This is a genomic window from Amphritea atlantica, from assembly GCF_018860855.1.
Lineage (GTDB): Bacteria > Pseudomonadota > Gammaproteobacteria > Pseudomonadales > Balneatricaceae > Amphritea > Amphritea atlantica_A.
In genome coordinates, this window is the sequence record NZ_JAHKQE010000004.1 from 149,124 (window position 1) to 167,110 (window position 17,987).

Annotated in this window: 11 protein-coding genes; 9 read left to right on the plus strand and 2 right to left on the minus strand. The window is 49.6% G+C overall.

Features of this window, described 5'->3' with window-relative positions; translation table 11 throughout:
• The first annotated feature begins 842 nt into the window (after positions 1-842).
• Entirely contained in the window at positions 843-2,636 is a 1,794-nt protein-coding gene (locus KO512_RS01620) for a sensor domain-containing diguanylate cyclase (protein ID WP_215950583.1), read from the plus strand.
• Between the two features lie 505 nt (positions 2,637-3,141).
• Here KO512_RS01620 and KO512_RS01625 read toward each other — a convergent pair.
• Positions 3,142-5,076, minus strand: coding sequence for an FAD-dependent monooxygenase (locus tag KO512_RS01625; protein WP_215950584.1), 1,935 nt, complete (start codon positions 5,074-5,076; stop codon positions 3,142-3,144).
• Positions 5,077-5,464: 388 nt separating this feature from the next.
• On the opposite strand from KO512_RS01625, the gene KO512_RS01630 reads away from it, so the two are divergent.
• Genes KO512_RS01630 through KO512_RS01645 form a run of 4 tightly spaced genes read left to right on the plus strand, consistent with a single transcriptional unit; the run spans position 5,465 to position 10,484 of the window.
• Positions 5,465-6,496 carry an efflux RND transporter periplasmic adaptor subunit gene (locus tag KO512_RS01630; RefSeq protein ID WP_215950585.1) on the plus strand — a complete coding sequence of 344 codons (1,032 nt, stop codon included), beginning with the start codon at positions 5,465-5,467 and terminating at the stop codon, positions 6,494-6,496.
• A 2-nt stretch (positions 6,497-6,498) separates the two neighbouring features.
• Entirely contained in the window at positions 6,499-8,247 is a 1,749-nt protein-coding gene (locus tag KO512_RS01635) for an ATP-binding cassette domain-containing protein (protein ID WP_215950586.1), read from the plus strand.
• On the plus strand, positions 8,244-9,368 hold the full coding sequence (locus KO512_RS01640) for an ABC transporter permease (RefSeq protein ID WP_215950587.1): 1,125 nt from the start codon (positions 8,244-8,246) through the stop codon (positions 9,366-9,368). Before KO512_RS01635 ends, KO512_RS01640 begins: the two co-directional genes overlap by 4 nt.
• A 3-nt stretch (positions 9,369-9,371) precedes the next feature.
• A complete protein-coding gene (locus KO512_RS01645) occupies positions 9,372-10,484 on the plus strand; it encodes an ABC transporter permease (RefSeq protein WP_215950588.1) in 1,113 nt (370 codons plus the stop codon).
• Positions 10,485-10,488: 4 nt separating this feature from the next.
• On the opposite strand, the gene KO512_RS01650 is transcribed toward KO512_RS01645, so the two are convergent.
• The gene (locus KO512_RS01650; protein WP_215950589.1) at positions 10,489-11,502 is read right to left on the minus strand and encodes an AraC family transcriptional regulator; all 1,014 of its coding nucleotides are present in this window, start codon (positions 11,500-11,502) and stop codon (positions 10,489-10,491) included.
• Positions 11,503-11,640: 138 nt separating this feature from the next.
• Here KO512_RS01650 and KO512_RS01655 point away from each other — a divergent pair, with 138 nt between their 5' ends.
• The 4 genes from KO512_RS01655 to KO512_RS01670 all read left to right on the plus strand — a co-directional run bounded on the left by KO512_RS01655 (position 11,641) and on the right by KO512_RS01670 (position 17,958).
• Entirely contained in the window at positions 11,641-12,783 is a 1,143-nt protein-coding gene (locus KO512_RS01655) for an acyl-CoA dehydrogenase family protein (RefSeq protein ID WP_215950590.1), read from the plus strand.
• A gap of 37 nt (positions 12,784-12,820) precedes the next feature.
• Complete coding sequence (gene bktB / locus KO512_RS01660; protein ID WP_215950591.1) at positions 12,821-14,008, plus strand: beta-ketothiolase BktB; 1,188 nt, start codon at positions 12,821-12,823, stop codon at positions 14,006-14,008.
• Positions 14,005-16,302, plus strand: coding sequence for a 3-hydroxyacyl-CoA dehydrogenase/enoyl-CoA hydratase family protein (locus KO512_RS01665; protein WP_215950592.1), 2,298 nt, complete (start codon positions 14,005-14,007; stop codon positions 16,300-16,302). Before bktB ends, KO512_RS01665 begins: the two co-directional genes overlap by 4 nt.
• Positions 16,303-16,392: 90 nt before the next feature.
• Complete coding sequence (locus KO512_RS01670; protein WP_215950593.1) at positions 16,393-17,958, plus strand: fatty acyl-CoA synthetase; 1,566 nt, start codon at positions 16,393-16,395, stop codon at positions 17,956-17,958.
• The last annotated feature ends 29 nt before the right edge of the window (positions 17,959-17,987 follow it).

The following is a 17,987-nucleotide window of genomic DNA, read 5'->3' on the forward strand; positions in this document are numbered from 1 at the left end:
TCTATCCTCTCTATCTTCTCTTCAGTCGCGACAAAATTGTGCTCACCAGTCATCGACTGCTTGGTGTTCTTGTAAATTACCGGTGAAGCTAAATCGCAACATCGATGACGAGTATTTAAGGCTTATCAGCCCACGGCTGCTTTTCTTTGCGAGCTAATAATTAGCCGTCCTTACCCTAAGTGAATTGAGTCTTCAGTTCAGACTATTCAAAATTCAGTGTCCGCTAGGTTCTGGCTTTTTAGGTCTAGGTGTTTATCCAGTCGGTCATCAAAGACAATTGGCAGCTTTGGCTGTGTTGATTTCAGTTTTAGGCTGATTAAGCCGAACGCACCGAAGCTGTAAAATATAAGCGTAGAGTCGTTTTAACAAATTGTTTTCGTTAGTCGAATCGCTTTTGTTTCTTGTCGATTAATGAAACTGCGCAGACCGTACATCGGTGATTAAATCTTTTGTCGAACAGTATCACCAGCAGGTTCATGAGTCAGTGCCGCTCAGTGACCTCGGACTGCCTTTTTCGGTTGGTTTAGTTGAAATGATAAGGGATTGGATAGGAAAGCAGGGTACTCCAAATCGAAACTAAACAGGCTAACTCAGGCTAATCGGTATAAGGTTGCTACTGATTTATCAGAGAATCTTGATCGTCTAAGGGTAATATGGTGTTACTTTAGTTGGCATTAGTTGTTAAATTACCCATCCGAACCGCATGTTTAGGCATTTTAATTATAATCATGGGCTTACCAGATTTTAGTCGTATTAATCGCCGTAGGGAAATAAGTAACCGACTTTGTGTGGGTCTTTTTTGTGAGCATCTAGGGCGCCTCTTTGCGCTGCTGATGTTGCTAATGATCAGCACTGTTTGTCAGGCTCAGTCGCCGATCAAACTATCATCCTCGATGGCGGGTATAGGCACGGGAATGAATGTTTTGTATCTTGAAGATGCAAGCCACACCTATACTTGGGAACAGATAAAGAGCGAACCACTTGCTGCTCGTTTTATGCCGCTGCCAAACGGGAATAGTAACTTTGGTATCAGTGGTGCTGATTTCTGGTTGCGTATCGATCTAGAAAACAGCAGTGAAGAAGCATTGTCATGGTTGCTAGAAGTACCTCACCCCAATTGGGATTTTGTTACCTTTTATACGCAAGGTGCTGCAGCCCAAGTGGGCGGTGATCATATCCCATTGACTGAACGTGCGGTTGCTGCTGAGAGCAACTTATATCCGGTGAATACACCTGCAGAAACGGTCCAGCGGATATGGGTTAAACTCTCCTATGCATTGCCGGGTAAGGCCGAAACTCAGCTATTAATGTGGACCCCCGATGCCTTTTCGCAACACTACGCCAAAGGTTATTTTGTTATTGGCACTTTTATCGGTATTGGTTTGCTGCTGGTGCTTTCTAATTTTTTGATCGGCTATTCCACCCATTTACCCGAATACAAATGGTATACCTTATATATTATGGCGGCGATGATGGTGTTGTTGACCAATACCGGTCTTGGCTATCGCTATTTGTGGCAGGGACATAACTGGTTTGTCGATTTTGCCCCGATCATTTTTGCCGTGCTGACATTGGTGTTGGCGACTCAATTTACGCGTTGTTTTCTGAATACAAAAGAATCGTTGATTATTGATCGGCTGCTGCAATCCCTTTTGGTTTTGGGTGGACTTTCTGTGCTCTGCTATCTGTTAGGCGGGCGTGAATATGCAGTAAAGCTCACTCTGCTGTATGCGCTTTTGACGGTTTTCTTTCCATTGATTGGCGTGTGGCAATATAAAAAGGGTCGGGAGGATGCTCGATTTTATGTGCTGGGTTGGAGTATCTGGAGTATGGCGATTCTGATGGCCGTAACGCGGAATATTGGCCTGATTCCTGCTGATTTTATTACCAATTTTTCTCCTCCGCTGGGGCTATGTATTGAAGGGGTACTGCTTTCCTTAGCGTTGGCAGATCGTATTAACTATTTAACTCAAGAGAAAGAGACTGCAGAGCTGCAGCATATTCTGCACCTACAGCAACAACAGGCGATGCTTGAAGGGCTGGTATCAGAACGCACAGCTGAACTGGAAAAGGCGGTGAAGCATGCTGAGTTGCTGGCGCAAACGGATTCGTTGACTGGCGTATTAACCCGTCGTGCTTTCTACGAATTTAGCGAGCGAGAAGTTAATAGAGCTCGTCGGTTTGAAGCGCCGTTGGCGGTGGTTATGATTGACTTGGATATGTTTAAACGGGTTAATGATAATTACGGTCATGCGACTGGAGATAGGGTCTTGATTGCGGCAATCAATGCACTGCAAGTGATCATGCGGGATGTCGATATTATCGGGCGTATTGGTGGTGAAGAGTTTGCCGTGCTTTTGCCGCAGACCGGTTTGCATGATGCAAATGAGCTGGCCGAGCGCCTCCGAGTAGCGTTGGCAGAGATGGAGGTCAGGGTAGGAGAGCTGAGACTTAAGGTCACCGCCAGTTTCGGTGTGGCTGCGGTTAATGTGGCAAACGAGTCACTGGCTGATTCGATGCGACGAGCCGATGCTGCGCTTTATCGGGCTAAATCCCATGGCCGTAATCGTGTCGAGCAAGCCGACGCCTCCGATCTTGTGTTAGAGGCCAGCAGTGGGTCTTTACAAAAGGCTTAAGATTTTTCGTGTGCAGATAACAAGGTCAAGCACTCTGAAAAGTAATTCCCTTTGAAAAATAACTGACCCGAAAAAATGCTCTCTGAAGAAACAATTCTCCCTAAAAAATAGTGCTTACCATTCAGGTGGGTGCTCAAGCTGAGTACTCAACGCACTTAAGCCGTGTTCAAGCCCGTGCTTTTGCGCCACATAACTGAGTTATTTCTCAGCTTGCCGCGGCAGTGTTTTTCACTGTTATGCTTTTTCAAATGAGTATCGTGGTTAATGTCGTAAGCGATCAATAAACCTCATCTAAAACTTTGCGACTAGTCAGCGCACCTGCACTCTCATCAAAATAGAGGGCAACGCGATGGTGACCGAACAAAAACTGATCTTTAATATATTGCCTGTGCCTGTTCCTGTCCCTGTGTTGGAGTGGAGGATTTTATCTCAGCTAGAGAATAAAAAAGCCCAGCCAGTTCTACTGGGTGGGCTTAGTTGTGCATTTGATAGCGGGATGTGACTGTTATTTCTGCTCAATCATAAAGACATCAAAGAACTGCTTAAGCTCTTCGTGTGCCGTCAGGGGTAAGATAGACGCGATATGTTGGTCAGGTCTTACAATCACTATGCAACCGGCGGAGCGGTCAATTTCGCGTAGATCGTAGATGTCATTGCCTGGTTCAGCTTGGAATACTTTTTCGTAGTCCCGCAATCCGTATTTTCCTTTTGCCGGCCAGAGGAAGTCATGCAGGTCATGCATCGACAAATCCTGCTGCTGGAATACAGCATAGGTATCAATCACCGAATCGACGTCAGCGCCCTTTGGTGTGTATTTTTGCACCGGTGAAGACTCATCGTTGGCCAAAAAGTCGATGAATTGATAGGCCGCTGATGAAGGCTCTCTAGGGTCTTGTGTATCGCCAAACAGGAATATCCTCCAGCGGCCATCCGCTTTAACCAAGTGACCTAGATGCTGGCTTCTACCGTCAGCAACACGTGTCGCTTCAGCCGAGTGGATGCGTTGGCCAATGTGAAAGCCTTTGGCTAAATGTTGGTTTTCTTGACCCGTGCAAATGTATGACGGGAAGTATTCAATCGATGTGCCAGAAACAAAACCGCTTTGGCGCTTCATAAAGGCTTCGATCTTGGCCGTATCAACGGTTGATTGCTTGGCGTCATTGCCTGCGGTTGGTCGTGTCGCTACCAGCCTAGACAGCTCACGGTCGGCGTCGATCAATTGTTGCGCTACTTTGCGTCGCTCCGTACCGTAGGTTCTCAGCAATTTAGGATGACTTTTCCCTTGCAGTACGGCCGCAAGTTTCCAGCCGAGGTTGAAGGTGTCAGGCAGTGAGGTGTTCAAACCCCAACCACCTTTAGGGCTGTGGGTATGACAGGCGTCACCCGCGACAAATGCACGGGGGATAATGTCTTCTGAACTGCCTACTGGGCGATTATCAAAGCGCTCAGCAAGGCGTTGGCCAACCTCGTAGATCGACCACCAAGCCACTTCTTTTACATCGAGGGTATAGGGGTGAAAAATCTTTTGAGCTTTGGCGATGAGGTCTTGTTCGGTCAGGTTGGTATCCTTAACGCGTTTGTCTTTGCCAAGCAGGTCCATCTCAACATAGAACCGGCAAAGATAGCCGCCCTCACGTGGGATGGTCATAACGGCGCCGTGATCTTTGGATTGGATAAAGCTCTTGACGCGGATATCTGGGAAGTCGGTGTTCAACAGAATATCCATAACGCCCCAGGCTTTGTTGGCGGAGTCACCTTCTAGCGGTATGTTCATACTTCTGCGAACGTTACTTCTGGCACCGTCGGTGCCCACTATGTAGCGGGCTTTAACTGTTTCTATTTTGCCCGCACCTGCCTCATCGGCTCGTTTGAAGGTTGCTGTGATCGGGTACGCATCAAGGTCTTGAGTGAGACTGTCGTCAATCTTCATCTCAATCAGTTCGCGGCTGTAGTGAGGAAGGAGGTGGGTTACCGATCTTTCCATGCCATCAAGGAGTAGCTCATGCAGGCGTGCCTGATTGACGATACCGTGGACAAACTCGGAAAGTCCTGCGCGAGCATCGGCGATCTTATGTGTGAGCTTGATGTTCTCAGGGTTGGCCTCATCCGGCTCCCAGAAGGTGTTCTGTTTCAGCTGGTAGGTCTCTTTAACCACCATTTCACTGCTATTAAAGGCTTCCATGATCTCCATGGTGCGGCAGGATATACCATCCGCGCGGCCAAAGAGTAACGGGCCGGGAGCCATATCAACAATGCATGTTTTAATGTCGGGGAATTCAGATAGCTGCCTAGCCATGGTTAAGCCCGCAGGTCCAGTACCGATGATCAGAACATCAACTTCATTAGGCAGGTCCACAATCGGTGGTTCAGGGTAAGGCTTTCTCGCCTCATCGGGAACTTGGTAATTACCGGGTTTGAACCCGTTCAGATGATATTGCATTACGCGATCCTCCTTGTTTATGGCCTTGTTATTGATGTACCGGCCATTAGTTAATATGTTAATGATATTAAGAGAGTGCCACTCAATGCAAGAACATTATGAACAGAGATGTATCATAAAGTGTAGTTCGGCACTGGATATTGGGTTGGCGACAGCGAGAATAGTTGGCGTTTTTCCAACTATCGAAGCGGTATGTCGTATGTCTATTGTTGCAAAAGTTAAAGCATCTTGGCGGGTATTTGTTGTTTCTGATCAGTTACATGGATGTTAATTCCGTTTACTGTTGCATCGAATGTTATATTGGTAGCGGTAGATTAGCCGCTGAGTGGTTGGCCATAGGGATGAAGCGACTAACGTGGGTTTTGCAGGCACAAAAAGGAATGGTGAAATGAGTAGGAAAAAAATCATTATACCCATCGTGGTATTGGGGTTAGTCGCTATTGTTGCCCTGTTCTGGTGGCGCACTGAACATGGACATAGTAATGACACCACGGTGCAGCTGTACGGTAATGTGGATATCCGTGAAGCCCTGTTGGCCTTCAATAGCAGTGAGCATATTGCTGACATCTATGTACAAGAGGGTGATCGCGTTAAAAAAGGACAGTTGCTGGCTAATTTGCATACTGAGTTACTTGATGCGCAACTGGCCGAAGCCGAAGCGACACTGCTCGCTCAACAACAGGTTGTTGCTAAGCTGGAGGCGGGGAGTCGTCCAGAAGAGATTAGTAAGGGGGTGGCTGAATTTAATGCTACCCAAGCTAAGGCGAAGTCGACCCGAGATAGCTATAAGCGGATAGTGCGGCTGGTGGAGAAGCGGTTAGCATCGGATGAAGATGTCGACAATGCGCGTTCGTTGGCCGATGTCGCTGAAGCTCAGATGGAGGCGGCGAAACAGTCACTAGCGTTGTTGCAGGCGGGCCCTCGCAAAGAGGACATCGCGGTGGCACGAGCCGAATTGGCTGCGCGTGAGGCGGGCTTGGTGCTAGCTCAGCAGCAATTGGAAAATGCGAATCTTTATGCGCCCGCCGATGGCGTTATTCGTAACCGTATTTTAGAGCCGGGTGATATGGCGTTTCCTTCAACACCGGTGCTGACGTTGGCTTTCATTGAACCGGTCTGGGTACGTGCCTATCTGTCGGAAACCGTGTTGGGACAAGTGCCTCTGGGTGCTAAAGCGCTGATCTATACCGACAGTTATCCCGATAAGGCTTACCAAGGCTGGGTTGGCTATATCTCTCCTACCGCGGAATTTACCCCGAAAAGTGTCCAAACCGAAGAGTTACGTACCCGTTTAGTTTACTCAGCTAAAATCTATGCCTGTAATGGACAGGGAGAGTTGCGCCTTGGTATGCCGGCCACCGTCACTATTGAGCTTGACCAGTCGTTGGACGAAACCACGACTAACGGTTGTGGACAATAGCGGTGAGCAGTGCTGCGCTTAAATTTTCGGCGGTTAGCAAAACCTTCACCGATGGCCGGCAGGTGTCGGCGCTGGACGATGTAAGTTTTAGTATTCAACCGGGTCGCGTGACAGGATTAATCGGTCCCGATGGAGCGGGCAAGACGACACTGATACGCTTAGCCGCCGGTTTATTACTGCCGGATGCGGGCGACATTCGCGTCTTGGATATCGATGCGCTTGCCGAGCCTTTGAGGGTTCAGTCTAGCATTAGCTATATGCCGCAGCGTTTCGGCCTGTATGAAGATCTGAGTGTGCAGGAAAATCTTGATCTCTACGCCGACCTGCAAGGATTACCGGTATTAGAGCGCCCAGCTCGCTATGCCGAGTTGATGCAGATGACCGGACTGTCTCCCTTCGCGCAGCGTTTGGCGGGACAGTTGTCCGGCGGCATGAAACAAAAACTCGGGCTTGCCTGCACCTTAGTGCGTTCACCGCGATTGCTGTTGTTAGATGAGCCTACGGTGGGTGTTGACCCTGTGTCACGCCGTGAGTTGTGGCAGATCGTCTATCGGCAGGTGCAAGAGGCTGGTATGACAGTGTTACTCAGTACGGCCTATCTAGATGAAGCGGAACGCTGTGACGAGGTAATCTTACTGCATCAGGGCAAGTTGCTCGATCAGGGGGAGCCTGCGAAATTCAGCCGCTCAGTGGCAGGCCGTACTTTTCGGGTCAGTACTCAAACGTTGAGTCATCGTCGTTTGCAGGAAGCATTGAGCCGAGCGCCTGGCGTGTTGGATGCGCTGATTGAGGGCGAGACGGTGCGTTTGGTCATGGAAACCGCCCAGCCGCCCACGGCTGAACGTTTACTGCCGGGACAAACGGATATTAATATTAGCGCGGTGGAACCACGGTTCGAAGACGCCTTTATCGCACGGCTAAAAGTTCGTCGCACAGACGCGCCGCAGGTTGAATTTACACCGCCATCAAAAATAGACGCGGCAGCGGGCGATGAGGTCATCCGAGTTGATAAGTTACAACGCCGTTTTGGTGACTTTATTGCGGTCAATAATGTCAGTTTTAGCGTGCGTCGGGGAGAGATTTTTGGCTTGCTCGGGGCAAATGGTGCGGGTAAATCCACGACTTTTCGTATGCTTTGTGGCTTGTTGCCCGTCAGCAGCGGAGAGCTAGCGGTCGCCGGTTATGATCTGCGCCGCGCGGCTGCCACGGCTCGTGGACGCATTGGTTATATGGCGCAGAAGTTCTCGCTGTATAGCAATCTATCAGTACGACAGAATTTACAGTTTTTCTCCAGCGCCTACGGTTTAAGGGGAAAACAACAAAAAGCCCGTTTGGATTGGGCACTGACCACCTTCGAGTTGGCAGCCTTTCAGAATGCTAATGCGGGGGATCTGCCCTTAGGCTATAAACAGCGCCTGTCGTTTGCTGCAGCGTTAATGCACGAACCCGATATTCTCTTTCTTGATGAGCCTACCTCAGGTGTTGACCCACTGGCTCGACGGGAGTTCTGGGCGCGCACCAATGCGCTGGCTGAGGCGGGGGTGACCGTGTTGGTTACAACCCACTTTATGGAAGAAGCGAATTACTGTGATCGCTTGGTGATTATGGCGGATGGTGAAGTGCTAGCCGCAGGAACACCACTGGATATGAAAATGCAGGCTCGGACGGTGGATAATCCTGACCCAACGATGGAGGATGCTTTTATTCAGTTAATTGAGCAGCGTCAGCAATCATCGGAGGTTGAGGCATGAGTTCGTTAGCCCATATGCGTCTCTGGGGGCTGATCCGTAAGGAGAGTTTGCAGATTCTGCGTGATCCATCGAGCATCGCTATCGCCTTCGTAATGCCGGTCGTGTTGCTGTTTCTGTTTGGCTATGGGGTTTCTTTAGATGCGAAGCATATCCCCGTGGGTATTGTTATTGAACAACCGGATAGGGAGACCCAATCATTGGCTGGGGCTTTCGAGCGTTCCGAGTTTTTCAGTCCGCAGTATTTCAGTGTTATTCAAACGGCACAAAAAGCGCTGGATGAGCACCAGATAGACGGCATTGTCTGGTTACGGAGTAATTTTTCCGCGCAGTTATTATCCAATACCGAATCGCCTATCGGAGTCATCGTCAACGGGGTGGACTCTAATCAGGCGAATATCACCCAACGTTATATTACGGGAACTTGGCAGGGGTGGCTGAGCCATTATGCTGAGAGTCGTGGCCAGTCACTACAGATGCCGGTGAGTGTAGAGCAGCGAGTCTGGTTTAACACTGCGCTGTCTAGCCGTCTGTTTCTGGTGCCGGGGTTGATCGCTATCGTGATGACACTGATCGGTTCGCTGCTCACGGCGATGGTGGTGGCGCGGGAGTGGGAACGTGGCACGATGGAGGCGATGATGGTGACACCCCTTCGTCGCGGCGAGATACTGGCGGGTAAGTTAATCCCTTATTTTGTGCTGGGTATGGGGGGGATGTTGTTCAGTGTGGCGCTGGCGGTATGGCAGTTTAATGTGCCTTTGCATGGTTCTTTCTGGTTGCTGATGGTCAGTTCGGCGCTGTTTATGCTGGTGGCGTTAGCTATTGGTCTGCTTATCTCTATCGTGGCCAAAAATCAGTTCGTCGCGGGGCTGCTGGCTATTATTGTTACGTTTTTACCCGCCTTCATCTTGTCGGGCTTTCTGTTTGATATTCACTCCATGCCCAGCTGGATACAGTTTATTACCTACTTAGTACCCGCACGTTATTTTGTGGCGATCCTGCAAACGCTGTTTCTCGCGGGTGATGTATGGTCGGTGGTGCTGCCGAATATTGCTGCCTTGCTGATTATGTCGTTGTTCTATTTTTCACTGGTGTGGCGCAAATTCCACAAGCGGCTGGAGTAGTCTATGGTTTTCAGACAGATTTTTGCCCTAGCGATCAAAGAGTTTCTGGCGCTGTTGCGTGATAAGCGTAGCCGCTTTGTCATTATTGGTCCGCCGATTATTCAGTTACTGGTGTTCGGTTTTGCGGCGTCCTATGATCTTAATAATGTACCGGTAGCGATCTATAACGAAGATCTTGGCGGTGCGTCGCGAGAATTAGTGAGTCATATCGAGGGCTCACCCAATTTTGAGGTTATTGCTTATATTGATCATGACAGCGAAGTTGCCCCGCTAATCGATAATCGGGATGTACTGCTTGTATTGCACCTTGGTCAATATTTCAGTAGTGATCTTTTGCTGGGTAACAGTGCCTCGTTACAGGTGATATTGGATGGCCGAAACTCCAATACCGCCATGATGGCGATGAATTATCTCAATAGTATCGTGTTGGATTATAACCTTAGCTGGTTGGCATCCCGGGGTAAAAGTGGCGCGTTCGCAACGTTGCAAACGCGGGCTTGGTATAACGATAATTTACAATCGAATTGGTTTATCGTGCCCGGTATTGTCGGTCTACTGACCCTGCTAGTAACCCTGTTAGTCACATCGCTTTCGGTGGCTCGGGAACGTGAGGCGGGCACTTTTGACCAATTACTGGTCACGCCTTTGCGGCCCATGGAAATTCTTATCGGTAAAGCTATTCCCGGTATTGTGATTGGTTTGCTAGAGGCAACGCTGATCATTGTGGTGATGGTGGTTCTATTCGAGATTCCTCTGCGCGGTAGTCTGGGAGCATTGTATCTAGGGATCGGATTATTTCTGCTCTCTGCGGTGGGGGTTGGCTTGATGATCTCGGCTATCTCCGTGACGCAACAGCAGGCGGTGCTGGGGGCTTTCCTGTTTATGGTGCCGGCGATAGTTCTGTCGGGGTTTGCAACGCCGATCGCCAATATGCCACCGTTTGTGCAGTGGTTAACCTATCTTGATCCGCTGCGTTATTTCTTGGTGATCGTGCGCGGTGTCACGCTGGAGGGGAACAGTTATTCACTGTTGATTCATCAGTACTGGCCAATGGCCATCATTGGTTTTGTCACACTGTCGTTAGCCGGTTGGTTGTTTAGGCACCGGATGTACTAGCACCTCACCGCCTATCGCTGTTCCAGCGGGTGGGGGTTTTACCTGTCCAACGTTTAAATGCTCGGCAAAATGCGGCGGTCTCTGAAAAACCGAGTCGCTCGCTGATATTCACAATTCTTAAATCTTCGATGGTTAGCAGTTTGATGGCATATTCCCGCCGCAGGGATGCTTTTATGATGGAAAAGGAAGTGCCTTCCTCTTTCAGTTTTCGTCTTAGAGTTCTCGGTGTTAAATTCATATGTTCGCTGATCTCTTCCAAGTTTGGCATATCCGTATAGTCATGTAGGGCTAACAGCCCTCGGACTTTGGCTTGGAAACTTTCGTCTTGGCTCGGGCGGTGCAGAACATAGGCGGGGCATTTTTGTAAAAAATCGGCTAACTCTGATTCACGTCGAACAATAGGCAGTTGTAGATGTCGAGCGTGGAGGTAGAAACCACTGCTTTGTTGCTTGAACAGGTGACTGCCTGGGAACATCACCCGATACTCCTCAACATGGGCTGGCGCGGGATAACTGAACTCTGAACCGGCAAAAGGAATCTGTTGGCCGACCAGCCAACAACTAAAGCGTTGCCACATCAGCATCATAAACTCTTGTAAAAGATGGTCGGGATCGTAGGTGTTGTCTTTTAGCGATAAACGTAGAAAAACCAGATTCTCATCCTTAGAGGCTTCTTCTAACGCAATATCAACATCACGGCATAGCGTATTGTAAAAGCGAGCACTCTTTCGCAACATGGCGCCTAAGGTTTGTGAGGGAAGGCAATACTCGGCCATTAAAGCAAAGGTTCCGTTATGACACTGTCCAGCTGTAAGCCCCATAAATTCATCATGGGTTGCTCGCCATACGGCTTTAATCAGGCGGGCTAGCTGTTGCTCGGTGATCAATTTGCTGGGTTGATTAAGCCACTCGACGGGGATTTCTGCCGCCGTCAATAACTCCGCAGCCTCAACCCCTTGGCGTTGCGCGCCACGAATAGACGCTTGCAGATAATGGTTAGCGATATGGGCTCTGCTCATAAGGACAAGTTTGAACGCGTTGCGTAACCGATTCGGTCAATTTTTTCGTCTTTATCGGTCATTTCTTTAGGTTCCTTCCGGATAGTATATTGCCTGTCAACAGCGTTAATAATCAGTATAACAATCGGTAGGACTCGCATGCTAGGACATTATGAAGACCGTGATCTGTACCAAACCATGATTAGTCGGGCGTTGAAACAGGAGGTTTCACCTTACTATGATGCTTGGGAAGCGGCGGGCGGAATGCCTAAATCTATATGGCCGACACTCGGTGCTGCTGGCCTGTTGGGGATCGATATGCCCGAACAATATGGCGGTGCAGGAGCAGGGGTAGAAGTTTGCCAGCAGGTCGTTGAAGAGATTGCCCGTCAGGGGTTTGGTGGTTTGTGTGCTAGCTATAATATCCACGCCAATATTGTGATGCCTTACATCCTTCATATCGGTACGGAAGACCAGCGACAGCGATGGTTACCTCCCATGATTAGTGGTCAAACGGTGGGGGCCATCGCGATGACAGAGCCTAGTGCTGGGAGTGATCTTGCGGCGCTTCGTACCTCTGCCAAGCGCACCGAGGACGGTTGGTTGATCAATGGTGCTAAGGTCTTTATTACCAATGGTTTGCATGCTGATTTGGTCATTGTGTGTGCTAAAACCGACCCTAAAGCTGGAGCCAAAGGGGTTTCACTGTTTTTGGTTGATGCCAGCTTACCGGGCTTCTCACGGGGGAAGGGGATTAAAAAGATCGGCCAACACAGCAGCGATACCGCAGAACTTTTTTTCGCTGATCTCCTCGTACCCCATGATGCGTTACTTGGCGAAGAGGGCAAAGGATTTTCTTATTTGATGCAAGAGTTACCCCGTGAACGCTTAGGCGTTGCCGCACATGCAATTGGCGCGACAGAAGGGGCGTTAGCGCTAACGTTAAACTATGTACAAGAACGTAAGGCCTTTGGTCACAAGATCGGTGATTTTCAGAATACACGCTTTAAACTTGCCGAGGCGAAGGCGCAGCTAGATATGGCACGCGTTTACCTCGATCACTGTCTCTATAAATATAACCGCGAGGCGATGACGCCAACCGATGCGGCTATTTTGAAACTTCAGCTTACCGAAATGCAGTGCAAGATTACCGATGAGTGTTTGCAGCTGTTTGGTGGTTATGGCTATACGGAGGAGTATCTGATCTCCCGGTTTTATGTTGATGCACGCGTACAGACGATCTATGCCGGCACCTCAGAAATCATGAAGGAAGTGATCGCCCGTTCTCTGCTGGGCAAATAATAGTTTCGTCGAACGAATAAAAATAAGGAAGTAGTGTATGAAATTTACCGATGTCGTGATTTTAGATGGTGTTCGTACCGCAATTGGCGGTTTTGGTGGCAGTTTATCTTCTTTATCGCCTGCTGAGTTGGGCACGGCGGTGGCCGTTGAAGCGATCAAACGATCGGGCGTTCCCGCCGCTGATATCGACCACTCGGTGTTTGGCCATATCATCACCACGGGGCCAGAAGATGTCTATCTTGCCCGTCATATCGGTTTAAATGCAGGTCTACCGGAGAGTTCTGCCGCCCTTAACGTTAATCGCCTTTGTGGCTCGTCAGTACAGTCGGTGATTTCTGCTGCACAGATGATTTTGCTGGGCGATAGCCAGATCGCTCTAGCAGGTGGTGCAGAGAGTATGAGCCAAGGTGCTTATTTGCTGCCTAACACCCGTCGAGGGCTGCGTATGGGGGATGGCAAAGTTGTCGATATGACCATAGGTATTCTGAGTGATCCCTTTGGTAGTGGTCACATGGGGCTCACGGCGGAAAATATTGCTGCAGAGTATGGTTTCAGTCGGGAGCAGCTTGATGCGTTTTCGCTAGAGAGTCATCGTCGTGCGAATGCGGCGATTGAGCATGGATATTTCAGCCATCAGATTGTGCCGGTGACTGTGAAGCAGGGGCGTAAGCCCTTTACCTTTGCGCAAGATGAACATCCACGGGCTGATATTACTCTTGCAAGTTTGGCCAAGCTTAAACCGGCGTTTAAAAGGGATGGTATCGTCACACCCGGAAATGCCTCTAGCCTTAACGATGGTGCAGCGGCGTTGGTGTTAACCAGCTTTAAGGAGGCAGATCAGCGTGGTATTAAGCCCCGTGGCCGGTTTGTGAGCTACGCCTTTGCCGGTGTTAAACCTAATATGATGGGCCTAGGGCCGATTACTGCCGTTCAAGTGGCGTTGGAAAAGGCCGGTTTGACCGTTGCCGATCTTGACGTTATCGAATCTAACGAAGCTTTTGCCGCCCAAGCGATGGCGGTCAGCCAAACCTTAGGATTTCCGGCTGAGAAGGTCAACGTTAACGGCGGTGCCGTGGCGTTAGGTCATCCTGTTGGTGCGACGGGTTCTCTTCTGATTGTTAAAACTTTGTCGGAGCTTGAGCGTACTGATGGTCGCTACGGTTTGGTGACGATGTGCATTGGTGGAGGTCAAGGGATTGCGTTGATTGTGGAGCGTTTAAGATGAATCCAACCGCGACCATTAACGGATGTTCTGACATAAAAAAAGTAGCTGTGATCGGTGCTGGCGTGATGGGGGCCGGTATCGCAGCCCAGGCCGCCAATGGTGGTGCTGAGGTGTTACTGTTAGATATCGCATCAACGAATAGTGAGGATGAAAACTGCAATCAGATTGCTCAGAATGCTGTCGATCGTTTACTGGCATCGGGTTGCGCAGGTGGTCTGATGCATCCTGCGGTCGCTGAACGTATTCACGTTGGTAATATCGATGATGATCTCCATCGACTCGCTGATTATGACTGGATTATCGAAGTGATTGTTGAACGGCTGGCGATTAAACAGGCTCTTTTTCATCGCATTGCAAAAGTGCGTCGCAAGGACGCCATTGTCTCCTCCAATACCTCTAGCATTCCTTTGAAGACATTGGTTGACGGGTTACCCGAAGATTTTCGGCAGCATTTTGTGATCACCCATTATTTCAATCCTCCCCGCTATATGCGCTTGGTTGAGGTGATCAAAGGGGAGGACACCCTCACTGATGTGGTCGAACGTGTGAGTCGGTTTAATGATCAATACATGGGTAAAACGGTGATCGACTGTGCTGATCGGCCTGGGTTTATCGGTAATCGTTTAGGCGTGTTCTGGTTACAGGTCGCACTACAGGAAGCGATCAAGCTGAATTTACGGGTCGAAGAAGCCGATGCGATCATGAAAGTGTGTGGTTTTCCCAGCACCGGTATCTTTGGCTTATGGGATTTGGTGGGTATCGATCTAATGCCATCGGTCACCCAAAGCTTGGGTGATCTGCTACCGGATAATGATGACTTTGTTCCCTATGCGATGACTGTCGCTACGGTACAGGGGATGATTGACAAGGGTTACTATGGGCGTAAAGGTGCTACCTGCCAAGGTTTCTATCACCCATTTAAGAATGAAAAGGGTGACAGGGTTAAAGAGGTCATAGACCTTCATACTCTCGATTATCGCGCAGCGCAAAAAGTGACGTTAGCCAGTGCATTACTGAAACCCGGCCAACTCGCTGAGTTGATCGGGTGTAGCGATAAAGGCGGGCAGTACGCTTGGCGGGTATTGTCGCAGGTTCTGCATTACGCGACTAAATTGATCCCCGATGTTGCCACGGATGTCACTGCTTTCGATCAGGCGATGAAGCTGGGCTATAACTGGTCTTGGGGGCCATTTGAGATGCTGGATATGCTCGGCTCACAGGCCTTTGTTGAACGGCTAATCGCTGATGGTGTTAAGCCCTCGGCTTTTTTGCAAGCGGTCAAACAGCGCCCGATTTATGCTTACCAAGATCAACAACCGGTCACCTTGAATGAGTGCGGTGAATACGGTTTGCTAAATACTGCCGAAGGTATTCTGAGCCTGTCTGATATTAAACGTCGTCCAGCCCTGCAGCAATACAGCAAGCTGTCGCTATGGGATTTGGGTGATGATGTGTGGTGTGTAGAGTTTACCGGCAAGGTGCCGGTGCTCAGTCACGAGTTACTGGACCAGATATCGATAACGCTTGAGCAGGCGACTGGGATGCAAAAAGCGCTCGTTTTTTATAATGAAGGCCTGGTGTTTGCTGCAGGGGCGGACTTAAACGAGTTCTTAGCGTTGATCGACCAGCCGGAACAATTAGACGCCTATATTGAAAAAGGTCAAACGCTGTTTCGTGGGCTGCAAATGGCGTCGATTCCGACCGTTGGTGCGCTGTCTGGTAAGGCATTAGGTGGTGGGCTGGAGCTGCTTTTACACTGCCAGGCGATTCAGGCTCATGCTGACATCGCGGTTGGATTAGTGGAAACTCAGGTGGGTATTGTGCCCGGTTGGGGCGGTTGCAAAGAGATGTTGTTGCGCAGTGCCGAACGCTTCGGTGCTGAAACAGCGATTGCCCACTGTTTCGACCTGATCCGGAGCAGCAGAGTCACTCGGTCGGCAGAGGAAGCGAGAGCGTTAGGTTTTCTACGTTCTAGTGACGGTATTAGTATGAACCTTGACCGTTTGCTTTTTGATGCCAAACAAACCGCATTAACGTTGCGCACGAGGCTTCCTTTAGCGGTAAAAGAACCGTCGCCACTCGCTCCAGCGCAAGCGGTCACGGTGAGTTCTGAAGGATATCAGGCAACACTAGAGTCAGCGCTGCTAACGTTATTGTTACAGGCAACGTCAGATAGCTGGTATCAGCACTTTTTCCATTATGAACATGAAACGAATCAGCGGTTATGCCAGATGCCGGAAGCGAAAGCTCGGATGGTACAGCTGCTCAAGACTGGGCGTGCTTTACAGAATTAAGTACTGATATAGCGTCTTATCTATTTAAGCAAAATCCTACCCAGACCGCGGTCATACCGGTCATGGGATATAACAAGAAGAGGGATACGTATGCAACATGCACTGACAGCACACATTCAATACGCCACACGTAACTGTATCGGTGATGCCTTGGCTCGCTCGGTCATGCGTCAAGAAAACAAAGAGGCGCTAGCCTTTGCCGATCGCCGTTGGACATATCGGCAATTAGACGATGCGGTTAACCGTGTTGCCAATCAATTGATCGAGGTGGGGTTGCTTCCCGGTGATCGGGTGGTCGGTTACGGTAAAAATTCAGACGCCTATTTACTGTTATGGTTAGCCTGTACCCGTGCCGGCCTTATTCATGTCCCGGTTAACTTTGCGCTGATTAAGGATGAGTTGAGTTATATTCTCAATCAATCCGGTGCCCGCGCCATCTTCTGTGATGACTCCCTTGCCGCCAATATAACAAGCCTTCAGGGGGAGATTAAGGCCGATATTATTGGATCATTGTGTAGTACCGAGCCATCAGATGGTGGATTGGATATTCTGGCTGTCGCACAATCGAATGCTTCGGCGGAATTACCCTCGGTTGAGCTAAACGAAAACGACGTTGTTCAGCTGTTGTATACCTCGGGTACGACGTCCGATCCGAAAGGGGCGATGCATACCCACCGTTCATTATTGAGTGAATATAGTAGTTGCCTGCTCCATTTAGACATTAAGGCAGAAGACAATGCTCTGGCGGGTCTGCCCCTGTATCACTCGGCGCAAATGCATGTGTTTGTCATGCCTGGGTTGTTAGTGGGTAGCCATATTCATCTGATCGAAACCCCTGCTGCCGAACAGGTCTTGAAGCTAATTGAAGCCGAAAAGATCAATTCATTTTTTGCCCCGCCGACCGTTTGGATCGGGCTGTTGCGCCATGCTGATTTTGATCAGCGTGATATCCGCTGCCTGCAAAAACTCTACTACGGCGCCTCTATTATGCCTGAGCCTATTGTGATTGAGCTTGCTGAGCGCTTACCGAACTGTGGTTTGTATAATTGCTATGGGCAAAGTGAGATTGCACCGTTGGCCACGGTGCTGTCGCCGGAGGATCATCAACGTTATCCGGCCTCTGCGGGCAAGCCAATCTTCAATGTACAGATGCGTATTGTTGATCCTGCGACGAAGGAAGAGTGTCAGCCGGGTCAGCAGGGCGAGATTGTGCATCGCTCACCACAGTTGATGGTGGGTTATTGGGGTAAACAGGCTGAAACCGAGGACGCCTTTGCCGATGGTTGGTTCCACTCTGGGGATCTGGCTTATCAGAATGAGGAGGGCTATCTGTTTATCGTCGACCGTATCAAAGATGTGGTGAATACAGGCGGAGTGCTGGTGGCGAGTCGCGATGTCGAGGAAGCTTTCTACGGACACCCTGCGGTTGCCGAAGTGGCGGTCATTGGGCTACCCCATGAAAAATGGATTGAGGCGATCACGGCGGTTGTGACGATCAAGCCTGGCTTTGAAATTGAAGAAGCGGAGCTACTTAAACACGCACAAGCGCATTTAGCCCCCTTTAAAGTGCCGAAAGCGATTCATTTTGTCGATGCACTGCCCAAAAATACCGCCGGTAAACTTCTCAAGCGCTCCTTGCGCAAAACCTTCGGTTAACGATCTCAATCTTCGATGCCGTTATGTCG